The organism is Paraburkholderia sp. BL21I4N1 (assembly GCF_002973525.1).
GTDB lineage: Bacteria > Pseudomonadota > Gammaproteobacteria > Burkholderiales > Burkholderiaceae > Paraburkholderia.
Window position 1 is genome coordinate 1402822 of sequence record NZ_PVEN01000001.1, and the last position, 22718, is coordinate 1425539.

The window sequence follows — 22718 nt, forward strand, 5'->3', positions numbered from 1 at the left end:
ATCGCCATATCGTGTCGTGTCCGCGGAGCAAATTGAAAGCCGCAATGAGTCGTTTAGATATCTAGGGGTTGTTACCGCAAGAGGAGCGTTTCGATGATCACGGTTATCACGTCGTTCAAGTTGTCGGAGCCGATCACACGCGAAGAGGCGCGGCGTCTTTTCCTGAGTAAGGCCTCGCGATATAGAGGCGTGCCCGGCCTTCTGCGTAAGTGCTATATCTTGTCGGAAGACGGAAGCACCGCCGGTGGCGTCTATCTCTGGCGCTCGCGCGCCGAAGCGGAGACGATGTACACCGAGAACTGGAAAGTACTGGCGCAGGAGACCTACGGCGCGGTTCCTTCGGTCACGTACTTTGATAGCCCTGTCGTGGTCGATAACGTGATCGACGAGATCCTCTCGGATGAATAGGTCGCGGCTTTCGACGCAGCTATCTGAACCCCAAACCAGGAGCTTCTTAATGGCAAGTGGACGCGTCGAGGCCATCTTGTTCGACTTCGATCTCACGTTGGCCGACTCGTCCAGCGGAATCGTGGAATGTACACGATACGCATTATCGGCAATGGGATTCGCGGAAGTGGGGAGCGGGCAGATCTTTTCCGTGATTGGCCTGCCCTTACAGGCAATGTTCCAAACGTTGACGGGAAACGGCGAGGTGGAGCGCGCCGACGAATTCGCCCGTCTCTTTGTCGAGCGGGCCGATGAAGTCATGGTGGCATCGACCCGGATCTATCCCGACGTTCCCAATCTATTTGAACGGCTGCGCGCCGAGGGCATCGGTGTGGCGATCGTGTCGAGCAAGTTTCGCTACCGCATCGAGGCGATTCTGGATGTCGCGCGGCTGCGTCCGCTGGTGGACGTGATTGTCGGCGCGGAGGACGTGCAGCGTCACAAACCCTACCCCGACGCGCTAGTGCTGGCATTGACGCAATTGCGCGTGGCTGCTGCTTCAGCCGTATACGTGGGTGACCATCCTGTCGATGCCGACGCGGCACGGGCGGCGGGCGTGAGCTTTATTGGCGTGTTGAGCGGCACGATGTCGGGAGAACGGTGGTCCGCGCGAGGCGAGCGGTGCGTCGCTGAAAATATCGGAGAGCTGGTCCAACTGGTGCGTTGATATCGAGGCGCCGGGAGATTGGAGGAGGCCGAGGAAGGCCACGAGCGTTCTCTCCCGTGCCCGACTCGCGCGGGCCATGCCCTCAGTTCAGCGCCTGTTCCTCGGGCCGCAACGTCAGGACTCGCACGCCGTTCTGGGTCACTGCTACGGTGTGCTCGAATTGCGCTGACAGTTGCCCGTCGCACGTGACCACCGTCCAGCCGTCTTCTTCGGTTCGAACGGAATGCCGCCCCTGGTTCAGCATCGGTTCGATGGTGAACACCATGCCTTCCCGCAACAGCAAACCCGTTCGCGGCTTGCCCCAATGCAGCACCTGCGGTTCCTCGTGCATTTCACGCCCGATGCCATGCCCGCAATATTCCCTGACGACCGAATAGCCGTTACGCCGCGCGTGACGTTCGATCGCATGCCCCACGTCGCCCAGTCTGGCGCCCGGACGAACCGCCTTGATGCCGTTCCACATGGCTTCGTAGGTGACTTGCACGAGCCGTTTGGCCGGTGGTGAAACCTCGCCCACAAGGTAGGTTTTGCTGGAGTCAGCGATATAGCCGTTCTTCTCTAGCGTGATGTCGAAATTAACGATATCTCCGCTTTGCAGTAACTCATGCGTGGCCGGAACGCCGTGGCAAACCACGTTGTTGCGCGAGGCGTTCAGCGCGTAGGCGTAGTCGTATTGCCCTTTGCTCGCAGGGCGTGCGTTCAGGTCGTTCACGATAAAGCTGTCGACAAGATCGTTGACCTGCATGGTCGACATGCCGATCAAATTCAACCGGTCCAGATGGCCGAATACTTCCGCCAACAACTTGCCTGACTGCGCCATCAATGCGATTTCTTCCGGCCGTTTAGTCATGCGGCGGCCATTCTGGCGGTGGGCTCCACGACACCCGCGGCGCGCAATTCACGAGCGACGATCTCGTTGAAACTTTGCGTCGGATTCATTTCGCATAGCATGCCAATCCTGATCCAGAAGGCCGCCTGCGCGTTGATCGACCGACACGACACCGTGCTGGCCTTGCGTATCTGATCGTGCAGATCGTCGTCGATGTTCACGATGCCCATCACTCTTCTCCGTATATATGAAACGTATACGGATCATATATTCACGACGGGTCGTCGTGCAAGCGATCTTTACTGCCGGATCGGCAACTGTCGGCGGTCGAATTTCATTGCGCGAGTGAGACGACAGTAATCTTTTTTATCAGTAGAATGCTGCAGACACAAAAGTCAGCGCTGTTCTGAAACGGGCCGTGAGGCCCACCAGGCTAACGAGTCTCGTTGAACCGCGATGCCCTTTGTGCACGTGCAGTCGCGAGTTAACGCGGATAAGTCAAATGCATACTTTGTCTGGCCGATGCTGTTCGGGAGAAAGTGGTGTGCCGCTCAGAAAAAACGGGCTGCCGTGGCGGCAACTGAAATACCGATGGCGACGCTTCGTCACGTGAACCGAGGAAACCATCGACGCTAAACCAGGCGGCTTACCAGCCTGGGTATGGCACCAGATTTCAAACCAACTTCTCGTGGTACTTACCTGGCCGCCATACTGTGTATTCCAAAACGCAAATCGATCCGGTAGTGAGCTTCCTCAACTCGCAGGGTGAGCAGGTGCGAGGCACGATCATCAATCTCCAGCGCAAGTCCCTGGTGATGGAGGTCTATAACCCGTACTCGATTGTTCAGGTCAGTGAGGTGCTGAACGATCTGTCGGTCAAGATGGGGGTGGAACTCGCCTATTCGGGCAAGGCGGTCGTGATCAGTATGGTCAATACCGGCCTGACCGCGATCGTCTCGGTCACGCTGATCGCCGAATGGCGGGAACTGAGTGGCGGCACGCTCGAAGCGCGCACCGTGGGGGAAGAAGCCCGCCGGTTCGTGCAGGGCTGGGCCGAGCGTTTCCAGATCCGTCCTGAGTATCAGATCGCGGTCAACCACATTCGCGCGTTTCTGTCGGACATGTCGCGCTGGGTCGAGCAGGCAGACCTGGCGGACACCATGCCGAAAGAAGGCAAAAGTCTGCGCGAGGACTTTTTCCTCGAACTGGCATCGCCGCTCATGGAGAAGACCAAGTCCTACTTCGACGCATTCGAAGGCGAGGCGCGCCTCGTCGACGAAGAACTGGCGCCGGCACATCGTGCCTTTGCCCAGGCCGCGCTACATCCTCTGCTGTTGCGTTCGCCCTTCGTATTCCGCACCTTCACGAAGCCGCTGGGCTATGCCGGCGACTACATGATGGTCAACCAGATGCTCGACGATCCTCGTCAGGGTCCGAGCACGTATTTCCAGATCGTCAACGCAGCCTTCCTGCAAACGGCCGTGGCACGCGCGCACCGCAATCGCGTCGAGTTACTGGTGAACTACCTGACCCGGCTTGCCAATGAAGCGCGCGTCGCGGGGCGGCCGTTCAAGGTGCTGAACGTGGGCTGCGGCCCGGCGCAGGAGATCCAGCGCTTCATTCATGAATACGACGAACCGGAATGGCTGACGTTCGAACTGCTCGACTTCAGTCAGGAGACCCTCGACTGGACGCGCGAGCGCCTCGGTTCCATCGCGCAGAAAATGGGCAAGCGCATGAGCATCAGCTTCACGCATGATTCGGTCCATCATCTGCTCAAGCGTCGGATGGATGCGGACGCGCCGGACGTCCGCGAGTTCGACGCGGTGTATTGCGCCGGCCTGTTCGACTATCTGTCGGACAAGGTCTGCGCGCGGCTGAATCAGCATTTCGCCAGCCGCACCCGGCGGGGCGGCCACCTGCTGGTCACGAACGTCCACGCCGACAACCCGGAGCGCTTCAGCATGGAGCACGTGCTGGAGTGGTACCTGATCTACCGCAACGAGGCACAGATGGCCGAAATCATGCCGGAAGACTGCGGCGAGCCGCGTCTTTACACTGATGCAACCGGCGTGAATGTGTTTGCCGAGGTGATCGTCGGTCAGCAACAAGTGGCCTGAGATGACAACGTCCTCGCTTGATCTGCAGTCGAACTATCGTGAAGAGTTGCGCGACTACCGCCTGCTGTGCAGCAAGGCCGGCGGTCTGACCGTGATCCTGCTGGTGCTGATGGGCGTGGCGCTGGACTATGTGGTGTACCCGGCGGAGCAGAAGTACTTTGCCATGGTTCGGGTGCTGACCAGCGTGGCGATCGGCGTGGCCTTGCTGTCGCTTTATACGAAGTTGGGCCGGCGCCACGTGCAGGTGATCACCTTTTTCTGGCTGCTGCTGCCGCAGGCCATGATCTCCTGGATGATTTATTTCACGCAGGGCGAGGAGTCGCTGTTCTATGCCGGACTCAGCCTGACGATCTTCGCGGTGGGCATCCTGTTTCCGTCGGGCTATTGGCAGACGCTGGCATTCGGCCTGGCCACGGTCTGCCTCTATTACATTGCCTGCACCGCGCATCCGGGCGGCATAGTGAACCCGAGCAAGTTTCAGTTCCAGCTGATCCTGATCTTCTTCTGCGCGTTGGCCAGTTCCATTTACACCTACTTCAACGAGAAGGGCCGATTCCAGCTTTTCCGGCTTAAGGACGAAGTGGCGCACAAGAACGAGCAGCTCGCCCGCACCAATGAAAGTCTGGCGAAGATCAAGGGCCAGTTGTTGCAGCAGGAGAAGATGGCGGCCATCGGTACGTTGTCCGCAGGATTGCTGCACGAAGTCAACAATCCGGTGAACTTTTGTCTGATGGCGATCGAAGTCGCCATGGAAGAACCGCAGGCCAAGGAGAGCCCGTCGCTGCAGGAATGTCTGACGGATGCCCGGCAGGGCATGCACCGCATTCAGCACATCGTGTCGGACCTGAAGACCTTCGCCTACCGCAAGCCCGGCGCGGCGGCCGACGACGTGCCGTTCCTGTTCGAGAAGGCGCTCGATTCGTCGATCCGGCTGAGCGCGCATGAGTTGCGCGGCGTGACGATCACGCGCGAGCTGCCCCTCGACACCCTCGTGCTAGGCGACGAAGCCGCGGTGATCGGTGTGCTGATCAATCTGTTCTCGAATGCCGCGCTGGCCATGCACAAGGCCGCCACGGTATCGCCGCAGGTGCATGTCGCGGCGCAATGGCAAGACGAGAGGCTGCATGTGAAGGTGCGCGACAACGGCCCGGGGATCGCCGCGGAGAATCTGGCGCGGGTGTTCGAACCATTCTTCACGACCCGTGACGTGGGCCAGGGCCTCGGCCTTGGCCTGTCCATCAGCTACGCGGTGGTGGAGCGGCACGGCGGCACATTGTTTGCGGAAAGCGAGTTAGGCAAATGGACGGCGTTCAACTTCGATCTGCCGCGTGCCGAGTGATGTCGATATGAAAGAGACCCAGCAGGAACGGCAGATTGTCGTCTACGCCGATGACGAGGAGTTGGCTCGCAAGTACTTTGCGCGCGCGGCCGGCAGCGACTATGAGGTGCTGCTCGCCAGCGACGCGGACGAGGCCCTGTCGATCCTGAGTCGCGAAGGGGCACGAGTGGCGATCCTCGTGAGCGACTTTCGCATGCCGGGCCGGCACGGCGGCGATCTGCTTCGGCAGGTCTCGCAGGCGTATCCGCATATCGTGCGAATCCTTGTGACCGCGTACGCGGACAAGGACGCGCTGCTGGAAGCGGACAATGCGGGCGAGGTGTTTCGAATTCTGGAGAAGCCGCTAGGCCTGAGCACGGTCCGCGAGATGCTGGCGGCGGCGACAGCGGCTTCGGCATTGCGCCCGAAGTGATGCCGCGCCCGCGGGTCGACCCCGTTATCTCGAACGCCGGCGTTAGCGGTATGGGCATCGGCATGATTTTCTGCAATTGCGTTATGCAGTCCTTTGGCGGGAGTACCAGGATCGCATCCGCGTCCGGCGCCGGCACGACCGTGGCGCTGGCATTCAAAAATTTCAAGGATCGAATCCACAGGAGTTACCAATGAGCAATACGATTGCCAACCAGACACCGCCCCCGGCGATTCTGTTCGTTGATGACGAAGCCACCGCGGTCAAATACTTCGAGCGCGCCATCGGCGCGATCGCGCCGGTCGTGACGGGCGCCTCCGTGGACGACGGCAAGGCCATGCTGGATGCCCACGCCGACAGCCTGGCCGTGCTGGTGTCCGACCAGCGCATGCCGGGCGAACACGGCAACGAACTGCTGCGCTATGCGCGTGAGCGTTATCCGCACATCGTCCGGATCCTGACCACGGCCTATTCGGAGCTGGACCAGACCGTCGAGGCCGTCAATCAGGGGCAGATACATCGCTATATCAAGAAGCCGTGGGACATCAGCGCGCTGCGCATGGAGATGAAGCAGGCGCTGGAGCTGGCGGGACTGCGCAAGGAGCGCGACCAACTCGTGCGCGAGAAGCTGAGCGTGCTGCAGACGCAGACGCTGGCCACCCGTATCGGTATCGTGCACACGCTGTGCGCCAGCCTGATCGGTCCGGGCCGCTTCCAGCCGATGGAAACCTACCTGGCGGGCACCGAACTGGCCGGTACGCGCAATGCAGAGCCGGACTGGCAACGTATGGATTACGCCGACGTGGTGCGTGCCGAAAGCGAATGCGGCGGCAGCTTCGGTCATGCGGTCAGTTTGCGGCTGGCGGAACTGCGCACGCAGAACGCGGGGCGTAGCGCCGCCGACGCGTTGCAGGTCTTCACCGAGGTGCTCGGCGCCACGGTACGCGGCGGCGGCGACGCGCTGGTCTGGACCTCGCCGACCACATTGAGCGAGTTCCTCACGCGGCCGGTGGGTCAGGCTGTCTCGGCCGAGCACGCTGCCTGGCTCGCCTGCCTGCTATGGCTGGAAGAGGCCGGCGGCGCGCTGCAGTTTGTGCGCGAGGGTGACGCTATCGTTTGCCGGGTCGGCACGCGCAATGCGAGTTTTGCGGCCGACCGGTTGGCGGTCTGGATCGAGCGGTTTCTGGAGCCGACGTTCGCGTGATCGGCCAACTCATCAAACGCGACGGCAAGCGATGGCTCTTCGCCGTGCTCGCAACCATGTCGTTCGCGACGGGCGCTCATGCGCAAAGCAGCGCCGCCGGTCCCATCGCGACAGTCGCGGGCGAACTGCAATTCGAGCGCAATGAGCGGGGTTTCGTCGCAATGCTCGACGCGAAACCTTTCGATCGTTTCGACGCGAACACGCTCGTCCATTTCGACGACACCGGCACCGCAAACGACACGATCACGCGCATGCTCGTGCAGACCGAGGCCGGTCCGGTGCTGCTCGATTTTCGACGTCGCCCGCCGCTCGTGCAGCGCACGGGCCGGCGCATGACGGTCAAACGCGTGTTCTGGCAAGGCGACGAAGTCGTCATGCAAGGATCGCAAGGCTGGTTCCGGTTCGTGGGCGGCGAGCTGACGAAGCTCCAGTCGTCGTCGACCACCTATCACTAATCGTGCTGGCGTCACGCACTCCTTCGGTTCGCGTCGGATTCATCCGTCCGTCGATCGGGTAAGCGCTTCCCACGCATCGAATTCCGCGCCAAGCGACGAGAGTTTGTCCCGGACCAGGCTGAGCGCATCGCTGCCCAGCAGAAGATGCGAAGGCGGCTCGTCGCTTTCGATCACGGACAACATAGCGCGTGCCGCTTTCACCGGATCCCCGAGCTGTTTGCCGCTTTTCTCTTCGCGTCCTTTTCTGATTGGGTCGAATAGCGCATCGTAGTCCGGGATCGAACGCGGTGTTCGAACCATCGAGCGACCGGCCCACGCCGTGCGAAAAGAACCTGGCGCTACCGCGGTCACGTGAATGCCGAACGGTTTGACCTCTTTGCCGAGCACTTCGGAGATGCCCTCCAGGGCGAACTTGCTGCCGCAGTAGTAGGCGATGCCCGGCATGGTGATAAAGCCGCCCATCGACGTGATATTGAGAATATGTCCGCGTCTGCGCTCACGCATGAATGGCAACACGCTCTTCATGACGGCGACGGCACCGAACACGTTCACGTCGAATTGGCGCCGCATGTCGGCTAGCGACGACTCTTCCATCACGCCCTCGTGCCCGTAACCGGCGTTATTCACCAGCACGTCCAGCGGGCCCACGTTTGCCTCGATTTCGCTGACGACCGCTTCGATGGCATCGAAGTCGGTCACGTCGAGCACGCGACCGAATGCGTTCGCGGGGTTGAGCGATTCGAAGCTCTGTTTCGCCTGCTCGCTTCGCACCGTACCGACGACTCGATAGCCTGCGGCAAGCGCTTCTTCGGCCAACGCGCGGCCGAAGCCGCTACTGACGCCGGTGATAAGCAGGGTTTTGTTCGATGACATGGCAACACTCCTGAGCTGTTTGAGGGTTGCATGTTATTCTGACTTCCATCAGTCAATCAGATCAGATTATCGATTTTTATTGCCTATTTCTATGAGCCGAGCAACCAGCAAGAAGGGCGTCGAGCGAGCAGTTTCCACGCGCGACGCACGTGAGCGGCGCCGCATGGTGGCGTTGCTGACCGCGCTCGCTCCGCAGGAAGGCTACAACCTGACCGCGTTGCGCGATGTGCGCATCCTGCGTTCGGATCGGGCGCTGTCCCGCACGCCGGTGCTCTACGATCCGGGCATCGTGATCGTGTGTCAGGGTAGAAAGCGGGGCTACCTGGGCGATCAGGTCTACGTGTATGACGAGCAGCACTATCTTGCCGTTGCGGTTCCGGTTCCGTTCACCATGGAGACCGATGCAACGCCTGAGTCGCCGCTGCTGGCGATCTACCTGCACCTGGACTTTCAGATGGCCGCCGAGTTGATGATTCAGATCGACCGGCATGGCTTGCCGCCGGCGGGCAAGGTGCCGCAGACCATGATGTCGAGTCCGATGGATGCGGCAATGCGAGCCTCGGTACTGCGTTTTCTGGAGGCCATGAACCAGCCGCTCGACGCCGCTATCCTCGGGCCGGCCCTGATGCGTGAATTGTATTTCCGTGTTCTGACCGGCGGACAAGGCAACGCAATGCGGGCGGCTTTATCGATGCAAGGGCAGTTCGGCAAGATTGGCCGAGCGCTGGAACGTATTCACGCGACCTATGCCGAGCCGCTCGACCTGCCTAGCCTTGCAAGCCAGGCCGGAATGAGCGTGGCGACTTTTCACAGTCACTTCAAAACCATCACGTCGACCTCGCCGATGCAGTACGTGAAGTCCACCCGATTGCATCAGGCTCGTTTGCTCATGGTGCGCCAGGACATGACTGCGGAGGCGGCATGTCATGCCGTTGGCTATACCAGCGCCTCGCAATTCAATCGCGAGTTCAAGCGGCTGTTTGGTCGAACGCCTGCCGCGGAGACGAAGCATCTTCGCCAGAGTTTCGCGTTGCCTCCGGCTTTTCCGGAGGCGAAGTTTGTTTCGTCGCATTGAGCGACGGCGTGTCGTGCGGGTCGATCGCATGACGACGTGAGTCGCTCGACGTTCTTTTCGCGATTGCCGTCACGACTGCATCACCCGTTTCGCTCGTGCCGACCCGGCTTGTGCCTTTGGAATCATTCCAGCCGGGGAAATGAACGTGTGCCGCAGTGCGGCGTCCATGAGGTTGCCCGAAATAAGCGTCGCCGGTCGCATCGCCAGTCGCCTATGGCGCCGAACAGCATGGCGTCGGCCTGTTTGGCCCAAGGCATTCAGAACCTTGATGGCCTCGGCGACGATTTCAGTTCCGATGCCAGTCAAGTTCTTCCGGTACACGCCGTTAACGTCGGCTAAGGAAAAACTCATCAAGACTGACCGACTTATCGACATGACGGTCGCGCTGACCTTCTGATAAAAAATGAAAACCACCCTAAAAATAGCCGGGGCACTGTTGATGTTTTCAACGGCGGCGGCCTATGGCCTTGATATGTCCGGAGCACCGTCCGCGCCGGCATCGGCGAAATCGGACTCGTCGCCACCGGGCGCGGTGACGGACGGCAGAACCACGCCGAGCACGCTGCAGTTTCGCAACGGGCTGATCGCGGCCGGAATCGATCCGGACGCCGGGCAGGGGAAAGTGTTGATGCGCTGGCTTGCGAAGTTCGCCAGCGATCCCGCCTGGCAGGTTGCTTTGGCGCGGCAATCCGGCGGCGCGGAGAATTTCTGGTCGGCGCCGCTCTCGGCGGACGACCGCCTGCGCATGCTGCAGTTGCTGAAAGACATGGCCATGGACTCGCAGAAAGACTGCCATTTGCCCCCGGCTGCTGGCGCTGACTTTCTCGCCTTCGCCAGGACGTCGTCGCCTCGCTTTCTGGAGGATATGATGCAGATTCTGGAAATTTCGATCAATAGCGCGAAGTCGCCGCATCCTCAGGATCAATACAGCGTGACGGATCTTCTCGACGCGGACGCACGGCTGAATGCGACGCCGTCCGTGGCGCCGGGAACGCATGGTTATCCGCCGGGCGCATGCGGCGCCCTCGCATTCTCGGTCGACGCAATTGACGGATTACCCGAGCCGGTGCGACAGCGTGCATCGTTCGAATTCATGCGGATGATGAGCGGGCAAAAGGCGGCGTTCGACACGGTGCTCGACAGCCCGTCGGCGTATCTCGACGATGCGTTCGACGAGCGTCAATTGCCTGAGACGCTGCGCCGCCATTTGCCTGCGGACGGTAGCCGTCCGCTGCCGTACTCGCGTTTGACCTTCGAAGCCGACTGGGTGAACAAAAAAACGCCCGCCGACAACGCTGCATTCAGGAACGTGTTTATCAATCGACGCAATAACGGTGTGATTGCCTATGTCGCCACTGCACAAGGGTGGTCGGATTTTACGTTGAGCTACGGTATTGCGATCTTGCGTACGCAAGTCGTGGCGAGAGGCTCCGATTTGACTCAACGGGGCACGCTCGAGGACGAGGCTGCGATGCCCGCGGCGGAGCGCGAGCTCGTGCCGGGACAAAGCCTTGATCTCGTCGTGCCGCAACCGTCTGCGAAGGGCGTGAAGTCGCGGCGCTGCGAGATAGGCCAGGCGGTGCCCGCGTCGACGATTTTCCCTTCGCTGACGGGCTCGGCGATCGGCTTGCAGTGCACGGACACCAAGGCACACGGCAAGAATGAGAGCTGGCATTCCGTGTGGTTGACCGACTACAACATTGCGTGGACCCAGTCTATCGACGACGAAGACGGGCGAACCGAGGTCGTGATCCGGAACGTTACTATCGAACGCGCGCCGCAATGAAACCGAAGTGATTCCGGCTATCGAAGGCGGCGAGCTAGAACCCGAGACGGGGAAGGGAGGCAAATCGTGAAAGTCACCATTGCGTACATCGAGGAACCGCCATTCGGTTGGACAGGCCCGGACGGGGCGGCGACGGGCGCCGATCTCGATCTGGCCGATGCCGTCCTTCGCGCGATCGGCGTGACCCGGATCGAACCTTGCCTGACGACGTTCAGTGAGCTGTTGCCCGGCGTTGAGGCCGGTCGCTGGGATATGAATTTGCCGCTATTCGTCACGCCCGAACGGGCCACCAAGGTGGCATTCAGCGTGCCCGTGTGGGCGATTGGCGACGGTTTTCTGGTGCGGGCGGGAAATCCCAAAGGACTCGGTAGCTACACGTCGATCGCGGAACGTTCAGATGCGCGGCTCGGCATCATCGCCGGACAGGTCCAACATGAGGCCGCGAAAACGGCGGGTGTGCCCGCAAACCGGATCGTCGTCTTCGAGCAGCAGGCCGACGCGATCGAAGCGGTTCGTTCAGGCAGAATCGATGCGTACGCAAGTACTGCGCTAGGCAACCGGATACTCGCCGGGCAGATTGGGAGCGCTGTCGAAGCGGTAGATCACGAAACGGGAAGTGAAGGGCAGCAGCATCATCCGGTCGGCGCCTTCTCTTTTAACAGAAGCAACGGTGATCTGATTCATGCGGTGAACGAGCAACTCCGCCGGTATCTCGGCTCGTCCGAGCATCGCGCACGGATGGCGAGATTCGGCCTTACGGCCAAAGAGATCGATCCCGCACTCGAGCATCGGTCGGTATAAAGGCGGGACGTTCGACGCCCGTTCGCTGATCCATCAGATTTCGCGTCGCGGTATCGCCGGTCCCGTTTCGAGGTCGCCGGGTGATGGCGTAAGGTCTTGCGATGTCTGATTCGACGTCGCCTGCCGGCGCAAAACTAGCATCGACTTGCCACGGTAGATGACCTCATCCTTTATTTCGTACGCGAGTTTTTTCGCTAGAGCCAGCGACGCGAGATTGTCCGGAGCAATGAGGCACACCGTCTCCTTGCATTGAGAATCTGCTTCCAGCCACTTCAGGGCCGCTGTCGCTGCCTCGGTGGCGTAGCCGAGTCCCTGCGAGTCTTTCGCAAACATCCAGCCGATTTCGTGTGCCGTGTCGAAGTCGGCGGTTAGCGCGCGTTTGAAGCGAAAGAATCCGAGCTCGCCGACAAATTTCCCACTGCGCTTGTCCCGAACAATCCAGTGACCATACCCAAACAGCGCCCAGTGCCCCACGATCCGATGTAACCGCGACCAGACCTCTTCCTCGGTGAGCGGCGAGTCGATGACTTGAGCGACGACGCGGCTGTCCGACCACATCGAATGGAGTGCTTCGAAGTCGTCGAGCGTTGGCGGAAGCAGAAGCAGGCGATCGGTTTCGAGCGATACTGTGCGATACAACGTGTTGTGATACTGAGCTGAGGTCATGTCGACGAATGTTATTTCGGCCCCGTAATCTACCTGTTCAAAATGCTGGATGGTTCGGACGCTGAGTCCGCTGGCGTTGGCCGTTTGCCGTTGCGACTAACCGTGCTTCAGGCGTAGGTTTTGATTCGGTATGGGTTCTTTATCCGTTGGCGGCAAGTTGTCCGCGTAATGCTCCAAACGGCGTGGTCAGGCGGTAACCGCTAGAATTGCGGCTTTAGCCCGGAATACGCCGATGTCTTTTGCCTCGCTTGGCCTGATCGATCCCTTGCTGCGTAATGTGCAGGACCTCCATTACCAGACAGCTACGCCGGTGCAGGTCAAGGCGATTCCTGCCGTGCTGAACGGTAAGGACGTCATGGCTGCGGCACAGACCGGCACGGGCAAAACGGCGGGTTTCGCGCTGCCGCTGTTGCAACGGCTGGTGCAGCACGGCCCGGCGGTGTCCAGCAACCGCGCGCGCGTTCTGGTGCTGGTGCCCACGCGGGAACTGGCCGAACAGGTGCTGCAAAGCTTTATCGATTACGGCAAAGGACTCGACTTACGATTTCTCGCCGCTTACGGTGGCGTGAGTATCAACCCGCAGATGATGACGTTGCGCAAAGGCGTGGATGTGCTCGTTGCCACGCCGGGTCGTCTGCTGGATCTGAATCGCCAGAACGCCGTGCAGTTCGATCAGGTACAAACGCTGGTGCTGGACGAAGCCGACCGCATGCTGGATCTGGGTTTTGCGCGTGAACTCAACGCCGTCTTCGCCGCTTTGCCCACTCGGCGCCAAACTCTGCTGTTCTCCGCCACGTTTACCGACGACATCCGCACCATGGCGGCGGGCATTCTGCGCGACCCGGTCAATATCAGCGTCAGCCCGCCCAATGCCACGGCCAGCAAGATCAAGCAGTGGGTGGTGACGGTGGATAAAAAGAACAAGCCTGACCTGTTCATGCACCTGGTGGCCGAGAACGACTGGACGCACGCGCTGGTATTCGTCAAAACCCGCAATGGCGTGGACTACCTGGCGGCCATGCTGGATGAAGCGGGTTATGCGGTCGACACGATCCACGGCGACAAGCCGCAACCCGCGCGTCTGCGTGCGCTGGAGCGCTTCAAGACGGGCGAAGTATCCATGCTGGTTGCCACCGACGTGGCGGCGCGCGGACTCGATATCGACGACCTGCCGCTGGTGATCAACGTCGATCTGCCGATCGTGGCGCAAGACTATGTGCACCGTATTGGTCGTACCGGCCGCGCGGGCGCTAGCGGCGTGGCGGTGTCCCTGGTGTGTGCCGATGAAGCGCCGCAACTGGCCGCGATTGAAGCGCTGATCCGGCAGACGCTGCGCCGCGAGGAAGAGCCAGGTTTTGAAGCCGAACACCGCGTGCCGCAAACCAGCGCGACGGGCGAGATCATCAAGAAACCGAAAAAGCCCAAGAAGCCTAAAGTGCCGCAAGCTGGGCTGGGTGGCATGCCGGCGCCTCGCAAAAAAACGCACCCGCAAAGTGGCGAGAAGAAACCTAAGGCTGCGGCACAGCGCTCTGCGACTGCGGGTAAAGGCGCGAGTTTGTCCAGTGGGAGCCCATTTGGCGTGCAGAAGCCGCAGGGTAAGGCGGCTGGTAAGGCAGCCGGCCAGGCGGGGGCGGGTTCAGCGAAGCCGGCTGGTAAGGCCGCTAGTGGGCGTGGAAAACGCCAACCTTGATTCGAGGGGGCGAGTGACGCCGAGCTTGGGACGGGGGGAGCCGTCCGCGTTTGGCCAAGTACGGCCCTTCGACCCTACAGCGAAAATCGTCGACAATAAGCGCACCAGATTCGGTGGAATTTTCACAGGTCAAACGTTCACGACTACCGTTCGAGTTGGAGCAAGACGTTAGAGTACCTTTGCGAAGCGAGAGCCAACCTGTCCGAAACTGCAGAGGGATTCTGCGCTGACGAAATTCACGAATTCGAAGAGTACTTGAGCCACAACAAATTCGAGCTAGCTCTAGATGCAATCGAGGCGGCGTTCGAGAAAGGCGATGATGCTAATTGGCGCGTTCTTGAATATATGGGTATGGCAGCTTTGAGCATGCAGTTGCTTGATAGGCAGCGACGGTACGATGATCGACTGACGCAGGCGCGAGGTTGGCCGTATAAAACGTTTGTGCCACGATAGATCACGTCAATTCCAGTGACCGCTATGTAGTAGACCAACCGACCGCTCCGGGTCGACCTGAGTCCGGTCGTCGTCGGGCTCACTTCGGCCACTTTGAGACATTCGACAGGGCTGCCCGAATCGTCGACAATCCCTCTCACTGGACTCGAGGAAGAGGGATAAGAGTGAATCGATTGGGACGTGATCAGCCGCTACCGCCGCAAATGCAGGGTCGCTGGATAGGTGCTGATGATCCGCTTTCGGAGCTAGTTGTGAATGGAGGCACGATTAGCTGTTTGGGATCGGTTCTGAACTATGACCACAAAGTGCTAATCGAGAAGGACGGGGCTTTGACCGTCGGCCTTGGCGTCGACGATGATTCGCGTATAGACGACTTTCATCGGGAAAATATCACTGGCCTCGTCATAACACCCGATGGCCGCTTCGTTGTCTATAACGTGAGATTTGGGCTGGAATTTGTGCGTCCGACTCCTTGATCGGCCAACTTCCGCAGCCGGTCGCTCCGGCACGCAGAGGGGCTGCCGCATCAGGCGCCGCTCGGCCATGAGGCGTCATTCGCGCGCATTATCGCGCGGACGTTCAAATGGCCGCTGCACTCAGTGAGCGGCCGCTCCATCATCTGAGACGTCCGATGCGCCCGGACTGCCAGCCTGCCTAGATTCCTGCCCAATTGCTGTCTTGATAGCAACAGCCCTGCTATTGCCCGGTGAACGTTTTCTGCATGAGTCACGCAAAATATCATAAGTTATGCGAAGGATCTGAAATGCAATATCCGTCGCGGCGCAGGGTCAGACTGCCTGTCACATGTTTACTGATGTAGGTCAAACAATCATATGATGAATCGAAGTGATTTATCCATATGGAAATTCAATTGCGCGCAAACCTTTGCGCCCTGCCGATGAAGGGTTGTCCACCCTGCTCTCATGCAGAAACGTGCCGTAATGCCTGATGCATAGGCGCAAGTTTTGTGTCCTGCGCTACCAGAGCGAGTCTTCCTGGATACCCAATGGCCCGAGCACTCTTTTCGCGCGCGACAGGCAGCAACTGGAGTTAAAAAATGAATCTCAGCAATCTCTCAGTAAGGGCAAAACTCACGGGGGCTTTTGGCGTGCTTGCCGCCATCGTCCTGATCGTGTCGGGCATCGCCTTGAAAGCGCTCAACGATGCCAACGACCGCTTTTCCGGCTTTGTAAGCGGCATCAATGCGCGCGCCGCGATGGCTGAGTCCGTCCGCACCGCAGTTGATGATCGCGCGATTGCGGTGCGCAACCTCGTTCTGGTCACGACCCCCGCCGATGTAGAGGTCGAAAAAACTGCCGTCAGCGATGCTGAACATCGGGTCGAGGAGAATCTGCAAAAATTCAATGCGATGGTGGCCAGCGCTCAGGACATGAGTGACAAGGCGCGCAGTGCCGCGGCCGAAATTTCCCGGATCGAAGCGCTTTACCGTCCGGTAGCGCTGGAAATCGACCGGCTTGCCCTGAGCAACCAGCGCGATGCAGCCGTTGCGGAGATCGATACCAAATGCAGGCCATTGCTTTCCGCCCTGATCAAGGCTGCCAACGACTACGAGGCCGTGACACACGAACACGCAGTACAAATGGTGCAGGAGTCCGGAGAGCAGTTTGCGCGCCAGCGTAATCTGCTGATCGCCATTTGCCTGGCCGCTGTCGCGCTGGCGGTCGTCGCGGGTGTGATGATTACCCGGGGCTTGTTGCGTGCCCTCGGTGCCGAGCCGGGCGCCCTCGGTGAAGTGACCCATCGTGTGGCGGGTGGGGATCTGAGCCCGGTGGTGGGTGCGAAGAGTGCGCCGGCCGGGAGCGTGCTCGCATCGATGGGCGAGATGCAGGCCAGTCTGGTCAGCCTGATCGGTCGGGTCCGCACTGCGGCAGACAGCATTGCGACCGGCTCCAGCCAGATTGCTTCGGGCAACGTCGATCTTTCTTCGCGAACCGAACAGCAGGCCGCGTCGCTGCAGGAAACCGCATCAAGCATGGAAGAATTGACCTCGACGGTGAAGCAGAACGCCGAGAATGCGCAGCAGGCAAGTTCTCTCTCCGCCAATGCATCCGAAGTGGCGCTCAAAGGCAATAAGGTGGTCGGTCAGGTGGTCGACACGATGGGCGAGATCAGCACGAGTTCGACCAAGATCGCGGATATCACGGGAATCATTGAAGGGATTGCTTTCCAGACCAACATCCTCGCGCTGAACGCTGCGGTGGAAGCGGCCAGGGCTGGCGAACAGGGCCGGGGGTTCGCAGTGGTCGCAAGCGAGGTGCGCAGCCTCGCCCAGCGGTCATCCAGCGCGGCTAAGGAAATCAAGGATCTGATCAACGCATCTGTCCAGAAAATCCAGGACGGTTCGATGCTCGCGAATGAGGCGGGAAAGACAATGTCCGAAGTCACGCAGGCCGTCTCCCGCGTGACGGACATCATGGGCGAAATCGCGGCTGCGTCGACCGAGCAAAGCCGGGGCATCGAACAGGTCAATCAGGCAATCACGCAGATGGACGAAGTGACACAGCAGAATGCCGCGCTGGTGGAGGAAGCGGCAGCCGCATCGAAGTCACTCGAAGACCAGGGCCGGCAACTGAATGACGCGATTTCGTTCTTCCGCATGGATGCCGGGGCCGTTTCGCTCGTAATGGGCGGCGCGGCATCCGCAGCAAATCGTCCGATGCCGCGTACACAACTCGCACGGCCGACGGCCCGGAAAGCCGCCGCGCCTGCCCGGCCCGCCGCTGCCTTGGCATCCCCAGCGGGCGCACTCAATAGCGAAGGCTGGGACACATTCTAAGTCCGGTGACAACATGACAGCGAGGGCACGCCCGCATCAGTTATTGACGGAGACAGGCCCAACCGAAGCATGGCGTACGGGTCGGACTCAGTCGGACACCACATGAGAGAAGTGGGCGAAAACAACAACAAGGAGAGGGGCGGAGACAGTGAGAGCCCTCATACGCCCAACACCAGAGGATGAGGTTCCCCATCTCGAACGGATCCTGTCATCCGCTGGCGCAGACTCGTTGTTCATCCAGACCTACTGGCGCGCATGTTCAGCAGGTGCTCGACACGAAGGTTGAATCTGCAGCAGCAAGGCTGAGAGACACCTTGAGTCTCTCCCTTCCCCGGTTTTGGGCGAAGAACCACGTAGACCGGTAGCTTCATGCGCGTCGAATGCCGGTTGGCAAACGTCGCTGGTTGAAGCGAGCATTTCAAAAGGTGTATTGCGGAGGGACTTCACCCGTCAGCGGCCATTCCTAACGACCGTTGCACCTTTACAGCTGCCCTTGCAGACGTCCTGCATCGAAGGGCAGAAGTGGGTCGGCTCCCGCCCGTGGCGATCGGACCGTGTCTGGCCAGTAGGAGACAGTCGACACGCTCACGAAGATCGCTGACAATTGAGCGATGAAACCTATGGTTTCTCACATTCCAAACACCTTTGCGGATACATGCTCGCTATAACTCAGCTGAAAGCCCTCCCTCCAGAGCTGGTCGACCTTGAGCGTGAGGCCTCGAAGCAAGGGTTTAAATTCCTGGGCCGTCTGATCGAAGAGTGGCGCACTGGCAGCAACAGGTTTAACAAGCCGGGAGAGCGCCTTTTAGTGGCTTTGGCCGCTGGAAACATTGTTGGTATCGGCGGCTTGAACGTTGATCCCTACAAACCGATCGGCGATACGGCTCGGCTGCGTCGTCTGTATGTCGCAAGTAGTTTTCGGCGTCGCGGCGTTGGCGAGGCCTTGGTCTATGCGCTTCTCAAAGAAGCATCCGGAACGTTTCGTGTAATTCGGCTTTCGACAGATACCGAAGCCGCTGCTGCCTTCTATGTGCGACTCGGCTTCAGCGCAATCGAGGATGAGACCGCGACGCACATAAAATTCCTTTAACGAGGAATCTGCTTCGAAGAAGCGCGAGCGGAAACTCAGGGGCGACTTGAGCCAGCCGCAACCGGACTCAGTTCGGCCATAATCGGCCGATCACCCTTAGCGCGCGACCTGCCGCTCCTTAAGCCGGATGGGACGTTCCGCGTCAGCTTGCGCCGTTGTTGATCGGGAGTGTGCCGATTGATTCCTTGCAAGTGGGACGATATCCACGTATTTTGGTGGAACAGCGGGGGTGTTCCCGCTGAATAGCAGAGGGAGCAGGCAATGGACGCTATGCGTCATTGGGTCAACCAGCGAGGTTTTGGCGGCACATAACCGCCAACGCCTGTTTTTGCTTGTTTGTTTTGCACAATTTCGGCGCTGGCAAGGCGCCGATTTTTTTTGCTTTCCATTTCTGCGTCTTGCGGGTTCCGGTAACCACCGACAATCTCATGAGGCGTATTCAAATGGAACAGGTCTATGAATTGAACAATTTTCTCTTCTATGACGAAGAGGATATCCGCTTGCGGGAGCAATTCACGCGTAGCATGCCGTCGCAGATCTCAACGATTCTTACGCAACTGAATTCGGCATGGACTTTCGAACGAATAGAGGCGCCATCGCTGATCCCTCGAGACTTGTTGAGCGCGGAATACAGCGACAACGATATTTGGGCACAGTCCGTCGGAGAGCGAGAGACGGCTTTGGCGCTCAAGCCTGAGACGACGCCGTCGACATATGCATGGATGGTCAAGAAATTGGAAGCGCGCTCGCGCAAGCTGCCTTGGTGCGTTTGGCAATTGTCCAAGAGCTTTCGGAGGGAGCAGGATCAACCCAGTCGGCACATGCGTCTAAAAGAGTTTTACCAAATGGAGTTTCAATGCTTGTACGCCGCCGATTCGAAGTGCGACTACATGCGGGAAGCCATGGAGCCACTCGCGGAATGGTTTGCTCGCGAACTTTGCGTGCCGACTCGCGCGGTTCAAAGCGACCGCTTACCGGCCTATTCCGAGAGGACATGGGATATTGAGGCGTGGAACGCCGACAAATGGATGGAGGTTTGCTCCGTCTCGTTACGCAAGGATTTCCCCATTCAACCGAAGTTAAAAGATCGTGCGGTCGAATGCCGAGTTCTGGAAATTGCCTGCGGCCCGGATCGAATGGCGTACTGTAAAAGAAAGTCGGTTTTGGCGGTGCCTGCGCTGCGGCCTCAAATGCTGCTGGATGTGGCGGTTGATGCGCTTAGTCAAGGAGCACCAATAGTATGTTCGGCGGACCTAACGCTTCGAACGTAAAGGTAGCGGGGGAATTCGGATGGGCTGTGTGCTCAATGGATATTCAGGCGGTGCGGACGACTGCCGCGTAAACAATCATGGGTGCATCACCGCTCCGGAAGCCGTCTTATACAACCGAGTACTTTTGCGCTTTCACACCGCCTCGACCAACTACGGCCGCTCGAGCAATTCCGCATGCGGACATGCGGGGGACCCTTAATGTGCGAATTGCGACCAGTCGCAATTCGCCGCGCAGTTATATTGACTCTCGTTTGAGCGCTTGATAGGATTAGGCCACTTTCAAACGCCCTCCCGGTTCGCCGGGAGGGCGTTTCGTTTTGGTTCCTGCAACCAAAATGGAACCCCTGGAATGAAAGCTCATCTTGAAAGCCGCGCTGGATCGGACTCCGGTCTCGGGTATGTACAGTATGGCGATGGTCCCATTCGTGTGCTGGTCATGCACGACTGGCTCGGCGACCACTCCAGCTACGATGCAGTCACGCCTTGGCTCGACGGCCATGCATTCACCTACGTTTTCGCCGATTTGCGTGGCTACGGGCAATCCATCAACCTGGAAGGCGAATTCACGGTGGAGGAGGTTGCCGCTGATTGCCTCATGCTCGCTGACCGACTCGGTTGGACACACTTTCATATCGTCGGCCATTCGATGACCGGCATGATCACACAGCGCATTGCCTGCGACGCTCCGTCCCGCATCACAAGTGCGATCGCCATATGTCCCGTTTCCGCGGCCGGAAATCGACTGAGTCCGGATGCGCTGGCTTTTTTTGCGAGCTCGATAGAAGACGACGAGGCGCTTCGGCGGTTGTTTAGTTTCGTCAGCGGAGGTCTTTCCGATGGGTGGGCTTTGCGAAAGGTGAGACAAAGCCGTTTAACAGTCTCGTCGGCATGCCGGCGGGGATACCTCGAAATGCTGACGACGGCCAACTTCGTCGACGACGTTCGGGGTCTTGAAACCCCTTACCTCGTCATTGTCGGCGACAAGGATCCCGGTCTTGACTCGGAAGCGATGCAGCGCACATTTCTCGCGTGGCATCCGAACGCGGAGCTGCACGTTATCCCGAACTGCGGGCATTACCCGATGCAGGAATGCCCGCCTTATTTTGCCACTGTTATTGAGCAATTCCTGAAGCGCAACGCCATTTGACTTGAATAGCTGAAGGCAACGGTGGATTCAACCGGTTGAATCCGCCACCCGGTAGCGGCCGCTCGTGCGTTTGCAGAAACGTCACCGCATTGTTGGCTACCCTTGTCGTGGAAGGTATATGCACTCGGGAGTCGCCCGACGCTTATCAACTTTCAGAAAATCTCTAGCGTAGTATCAGAATTGGTAATCGTCGCGTCCAGCCAATTTGTCGCGCTCCTCGGCTCACTAAACTAGCCCTCATCGGACTTCAACTATCCCTGCGTCGTCGTTGCCCCATATACCGCCGGGCTGACCATCGAACAAGTCCGATCAGAGCGACCGCGTCATCGCCCGGCGCGGCGGCAGTTCTTTACACTTTTCAATTCGGAGTCCGCTGTGAGAGACGCACGTGCTCAAATGAGCCAATACAGAAACGTTGTTTGCAAGCTTCTGGTAATCGGCTGGATCTTTACCGGCTCAGCGATAGCTCAGACCGAACCTCAACGTCCAACGCAAACATTACTTCCGCATGTTGCCGTGCTGGCGACAGGTGGCACCATCGCTGGAACTGGCACTAGCGAGACGCAAAGCACGGGTTACAAGCCTGGCGTTCTCACGGCCGATGCGCTTTTGAAGTCCGTTCCGTCGCTCGGGAAAGTGGCGCAGGTATCCGGAGAGCAGGTGTCGAACGTTGGAAGCGAGAATATCACCAACGAAATTCTTCTCAAGCTCGCCAAGCGCATCAACCAGCTGCTGGCGCAGCCTGACATTGCTGGTGTCGTCGTCACGCACGGAACGGATACGCTTGAAGAAACCGCCTACTTTCTGAACCTCGTGGTGAAAAGCGATAAGCCCGTCGTGCTGACCGGCTCGATGCGCCCTTCGACCGCCATCAGCGCAGACGGTCCAAGTAACATTTTGCAGGCCGTTACCGTTGCGGCATCGCCTACGGCGCGAGGACGAGGCGTGATGATTGTCCTCAACGACCGCATTGGCTCGGCGCGATATACGACCAAAACCAACGCGACCACGCTCGATACGTTCAGGAGCCCAGACGACGGCTATCTCGGGACGTTGATCGATAATGTGCCGCACTTCGAAACCGCCGTAGCCAAGCTCCAGACCACGCAGACGCCGTTTGACGTGTCGAAACTGGATTCACTTCCCGAAGTCGACATCATCTACGGCCACCAGAATGACGGCGGGTACCTGTATGACGCTGCGGTGGCTCACGGCGCGCGCGGCATTGTGGTCGCTGGCGTGGGCGCTGGCAGTGAGTCTTTGCTCACGCTTCCCTCCATCAGGAAGGCAGTCGATAAAGGTGTGATTGTCGTCCGCTCGTCGAGAATCGGAAATGGCTATATTCCTGAAGACCCTGCGTATATTGGTCTTCTCGGCGATAACCTCAATCCGCAGAAAGCCCGAATCCTCTTGATGCTCGCGCTCACGGTGACGAACAACCCGGAGCGTGTGCAGGACATGCTTCATCAGTTTTAAGCGGCCCGAGGGCGTGGCGCGGCGAAGGACCGCCTCCGGAGTGGGGTGAGACACCGCTGCTCTCGTTCCACCTCCGTCGGTTAGCGACGTAATCTAGTTGCAGCACCTCGGCCGGACCGCCTC

At 59.4% G+C, this 22718-nt stretch carries 21 protein-coding genes; 16 read left to right on the forward strand and 5 right to left on the reverse strand.

All coding sequences use genetic code 11. The features are described 5' to 3' along the window. Positions 1–93: 93 nt before the first annotated feature. Positions 94–408, forward strand: a complete 315-nt coding sequence (locus B0G83_RS06145) for a YdhR family protein (RefSeq protein ID WP_105506471.1) — start codon at positions 94–96, stop codon at positions 406–408. A gap of 49 nt (positions 409–457) precedes the next feature. Further along, complete coding sequence (locus tag B0G83_RS06150) at positions 458–1114, forward strand: HAD family hydrolase (protein ID WP_105506472.1); 657 nt, start codon at positions 458–460, stop codon at positions 1112–1114. An 82-nt stretch (positions 1115–1196) separates the two neighbouring features. Here B0G83_RS06150 and map read toward each other — a convergent pair whose 3' ends face one another. Continuing rightward, positions 1197–1964 (reverse strand): type I methionyl aminopeptidase, encoded by a 768-nt coding sequence (gene map, locus B0G83_RS06155; protein WP_105506473.1) that lies wholly within the window; start codon positions 1962–1964, stop codon positions 1197–1199. Continuing rightward, positions 1961–2173 carry a ParD-like family protein gene (locus B0G83_RS06160; protein WP_105506474.1) on the reverse strand — a complete coding sequence of 71 codons (213 nt, stop codon included), beginning with the start codon at positions 2171–2173 and terminating at the stop codon, positions 1961–1963. Before B0G83_RS06160 ends, map begins: the two co-directional genes overlap by 4 nt. 483 nt (positions 2174–2656) lie before the next feature. On the opposite strand from B0G83_RS06160, the gene B0G83_RS06165 reads away from it, so the two are divergent. The 5 genes from B0G83_RS06165 (at position 2657) to B0G83_RS06185 (ending at position 7470) form a co-directional block, all read left to right on the forward strand. After that, on the forward strand, positions 2657–4063 hold the full coding sequence (locus tag B0G83_RS06165; RefSeq protein ID WP_105506475.1) for a class I SAM-dependent methyltransferase: 1407 nt from the start codon (positions 2657–2659) through the stop codon (positions 4061–4063). A gap of 1 nt (position 4064) precedes the next feature. After that, positions 4065–5402, forward strand: a complete 1338-nt coding sequence (locus B0G83_RS06170) for a sensor histidine kinase (protein ID WP_105506476.1) — start codon at positions 4065–4067, stop codon at positions 5400–5402. 7 nt (positions 5403–5409) lie between these two features. Next, a complete protein-coding gene (locus B0G83_RS06175) occupies positions 5410–5814 on the forward strand; it encodes a response regulator (protein WP_308701385.1) in 405 nt (134 codons plus the stop codon). 190 nt (positions 5815–6004) lie between these two features. Then, on the forward strand, positions 6005–7015 hold the full coding sequence (locus B0G83_RS06180; RefSeq protein WP_105506477.1) for a response regulator: 1011 nt from the start codon (positions 6005–6007) through the stop codon (positions 7013–7015). A gap of 56 nt (positions 7016–7071) precedes the next feature. After that, the gene (locus tag B0G83_RS06185; protein ID WP_105506615.1) at positions 7072–7470 is read left to right on the forward strand and encodes a hypothetical protein; all 399 of its coding nucleotides are present in this window, start codon (positions 7072–7074) and stop codon (positions 7468–7470) included. Positions 7471–7509: 39 nt separating this feature from the next. Here B0G83_RS06185 and B0G83_RS06190 read toward each other — a convergent pair whose 3' ends face one another. After that, a complete protein-coding gene (locus B0G83_RS06190) occupies positions 7510–8343 on the reverse strand; it encodes an oxidoreductase (RefSeq protein ID WP_105506478.1) in 834 nt (277 codons plus the stop codon). 163 nt (positions 8344–8506) lie between these two features. On the opposite strand from B0G83_RS06190, the gene B0G83_RS06195 reads away from it, so the two are divergent. Further along, positions 8507–9418 (forward strand): AraC family transcriptional regulator, encoded by a 912-nt coding sequence (locus B0G83_RS06195; protein WP_105506479.1) that lies wholly within the window; start codon positions 8507–8509, stop codon positions 9416–9418. A gap of 69 nt (positions 9419–9487) precedes the next feature. On the opposite strand, the gene B0G83_RS06200 is transcribed toward B0G83_RS06195, so the two are convergent. Then, complete coding sequence (locus B0G83_RS06200) at positions 9488–9769, reverse strand: hypothetical protein (RefSeq protein WP_374954887.1); 282 nt, start codon at positions 9767–9769, stop codon at positions 9488–9490. A 52-nt stretch (positions 9770–9821) separates the two neighbouring features. Between B0G83_RS06200 and B0G83_RS06205 the strand changes: the two genes are divergently transcribed. Together B0G83_RS06205 and B0G83_RS06210 are read left to right on the forward strand one after the other, a co-directional pair. Beyond that, complete coding sequence (locus tag B0G83_RS06205; protein WP_146120162.1) at positions 9822–11204, forward strand: hypothetical protein; 1383 nt, start codon at positions 9822–9824, stop codon at positions 11202–11204. Between the two features lie 66 nt (positions 11205–11270). Continuing rightward, positions 11271–12005 carry a transporter substrate-binding domain-containing protein gene (locus tag B0G83_RS06210; protein ID WP_105506481.1) on the forward strand — a complete coding sequence of 245 codons (735 nt, stop codon included), beginning with the start codon at positions 11271–11273 and terminating at the stop codon, positions 12003–12005. Positions 12006–12038: 33 nt separating this feature from the next. On the opposite strand, the gene B0G83_RS06215 is transcribed toward B0G83_RS06210, so the two are convergent. Then, on the reverse strand, positions 12039–12671 hold the full coding sequence (locus B0G83_RS06215) for a GNAT family N-acetyltransferase (RefSeq protein WP_105506482.1): 633 nt from the start codon (positions 12669–12671) through the stop codon (positions 12039–12041). A gap of 232 nt (positions 12672–12903) precedes the next feature. On the opposite strand from B0G83_RS06215, the gene B0G83_RS06220 reads away from it, so the two are divergent. From B0G83_RS06220 to B0G83_RS06250, 6 genes are all read left to right on the forward strand, one after another. Next, positions 12904–14361 carry a DEAD/DEAH box helicase gene (locus tag B0G83_RS06220; protein WP_105506483.1) on the forward strand — a complete coding sequence of 486 codons (1458 nt, stop codon included), beginning with the start codon at positions 12904–12906 and terminating at the stop codon, positions 14359–14361. A gap of 1510 nt (positions 14362–15871) precedes the next feature. Beyond that, on the forward strand, positions 15872–17611 hold the full coding sequence (locus tag B0G83_RS06230) for a methyl-accepting chemotaxis protein (RefSeq protein ID WP_105506485.1): 1740 nt from the start codon (positions 15872–15874) through the stop codon (positions 17609–17611). Positions 17612–18215: 604 nt separating this feature from the next. Next, on the forward strand, positions 18216–18701 hold the full coding sequence (locus B0G83_RS06235; RefSeq protein ID WP_258167732.1) for a GNAT family N-acetyltransferase: 486 nt from the start codon (positions 18216–18218) through the stop codon (positions 18699–18701). Positions 18702–19144: 443 nt separating this feature from the next. Next, positions 19145–19972 (forward strand): aminoacyl--tRNA ligase-related protein, encoded by an 828-nt coding sequence (locus B0G83_RS06240; protein ID WP_105506616.1) that lies wholly within the window; start codon positions 19145–19147, stop codon positions 19970–19972. Positions 19973–20321: 349 nt separating this feature from the next. After that, positions 20322–21119, forward strand: a complete 798-nt coding sequence (locus B0G83_RS06245) for an alpha/beta fold hydrolase (RefSeq protein ID WP_105506487.1) — start codon at positions 20322–20324, stop codon at positions 21117–21119. A gap of 396 nt (positions 21120–21515) precedes the next feature. Further along, positions 21516–22595, forward strand: a complete 1080-nt coding sequence (locus B0G83_RS06250; protein ID WP_105506488.1) for a type II asparaginase — start codon at positions 21516–21518, stop codon at positions 22593–22595. The last annotated feature ends 123 nt before the right edge of the window (positions 22596–22718 follow it).

What these genes read in the sequence shown, in the direction of transcription:
- B0G83_RS06150 (WP_105506472.1), top strand. Translation starts at nt 458, where the DNA reads ATGGCAAGTGGACGCGTCGAGGCCATCTTGTTCGACTTCGATCTCACG.
- B0G83_RS06195 (WP_105506479.1), top strand. Translation starts at nt 8,507, where the DNA reads ATGGTGGCGTTGCTGACCGCGCTCGCTCCGCAGGAAGGCTACAACCTG.
- B0G83_RS06185 (WP_105506615.1), top strand. Translation starts at nt 7,072, where the DNA reads ATGTCGTTCGCGACGGGCGCTCATGCGCAAAGCAGCGCCGCCGGTCCC.
- B0G83_RS06200 (WP_374954887.1), bottom strand. Translation starts at nt 9,769, where the DNA reads ATGAGTTTTTCCTTAGCCGACGTTAACGGCGTGTACCGGAAGAACTTG.
- B0G83_RS06215 (WP_105506482.1), bottom strand. Translation starts at nt 12,671, where the DNA reads ATGACCTCAGCTCAGTATCACAACACGTTGTATCGCACAGTATCGCTC.
- B0G83_RS06160 (WP_105506474.1), bottom strand. Translation starts at nt 2,173, where the DNA reads ATGGGCATCGTGAACATCGACGACGATCTGCACGATCAGATACGCAAG.
- B0G83_RS06180 (WP_105506477.1), top strand. Translation starts at nt 6,005, where the DNA reads ATGAGCAATACGATTGCCAACCAGACACCGCCCCCGGCGATTCTGTTC.
- B0G83_RS06205 (WP_146120162.1), top strand. Translation starts at nt 9,822, where the DNA reads ATGAAAACCACCCTAAAAATAGCCGGGGCACTGTTGATGTTTTCAACG.
- B0G83_RS06220 (WP_105506483.1), top strand. Translation starts at nt 12,904, where the DNA reads ATGTCTTTTGCCTCGCTTGGCCTGATCGATCCCTTGCTGCGTAATGTG.
- B0G83_RS06245 (WP_105506487.1), top strand. Translation starts at nt 20,322, where the DNA reads ATGAAAGCTCATCTTGAAAGCCGCGCTGGATCGGACTCCGGTCTCGGG.
- B0G83_RS06190 (WP_105506478.1), bottom strand. Translation starts at nt 8,343, where the DNA reads ATGTCATCGAACAAAACCCTGCTTATCACCGGCGTCAGTAGCGGCTTC.
- B0G83_RS06250 (WP_105506488.1), top strand. Translation starts at nt 21,516, where the DNA reads ATGAGCCAATACAGAAACGTTGTTTGCAAGCTTCTGGTAATCGGCTGG.
- B0G83_RS06230 (WP_105506485.1), top strand. Translation starts at nt 15,872, where the DNA reads ATGAATCTCAGCAATCTCTCAGTAAGGGCAAAACTCACGGGGGCTTTT.
- B0G83_RS06175 (WP_308701385.1), top strand. Translation starts at nt 5,410, where the DNA reads ATGAAAGAGACCCAGCAGGAACGGCAGATTGTCGTCTACGCCGATGAC.
- B0G83_RS06170 (WP_105506476.1), top strand. Translation starts at nt 4,065, where the DNA reads ATGACAACGTCCTCGCTTGATCTGCAGTCGAACTATCGTGAAGAGTTG.
- B0G83_RS06145 (WP_105506471.1), top strand. Translation starts at nt 94, where the DNA reads ATGATCACGGTTATCACGTCGTTCAAGTTGTCGGAGCCGATCACACGC.
- map (WP_105506473.1), bottom strand. Translation starts at nt 1,964, where the DNA reads ATGACTAAACGGCCGGAAGAAATCGCATTGATGGCGCAGTCAGGCAAG.
- B0G83_RS06240 (WP_105506616.1), top strand. Translation starts at nt 19,145, where the DNA reads ATGGAACAGGTCTATGAATTGAACAATTTTCTCTTCTATGACGAAGAG.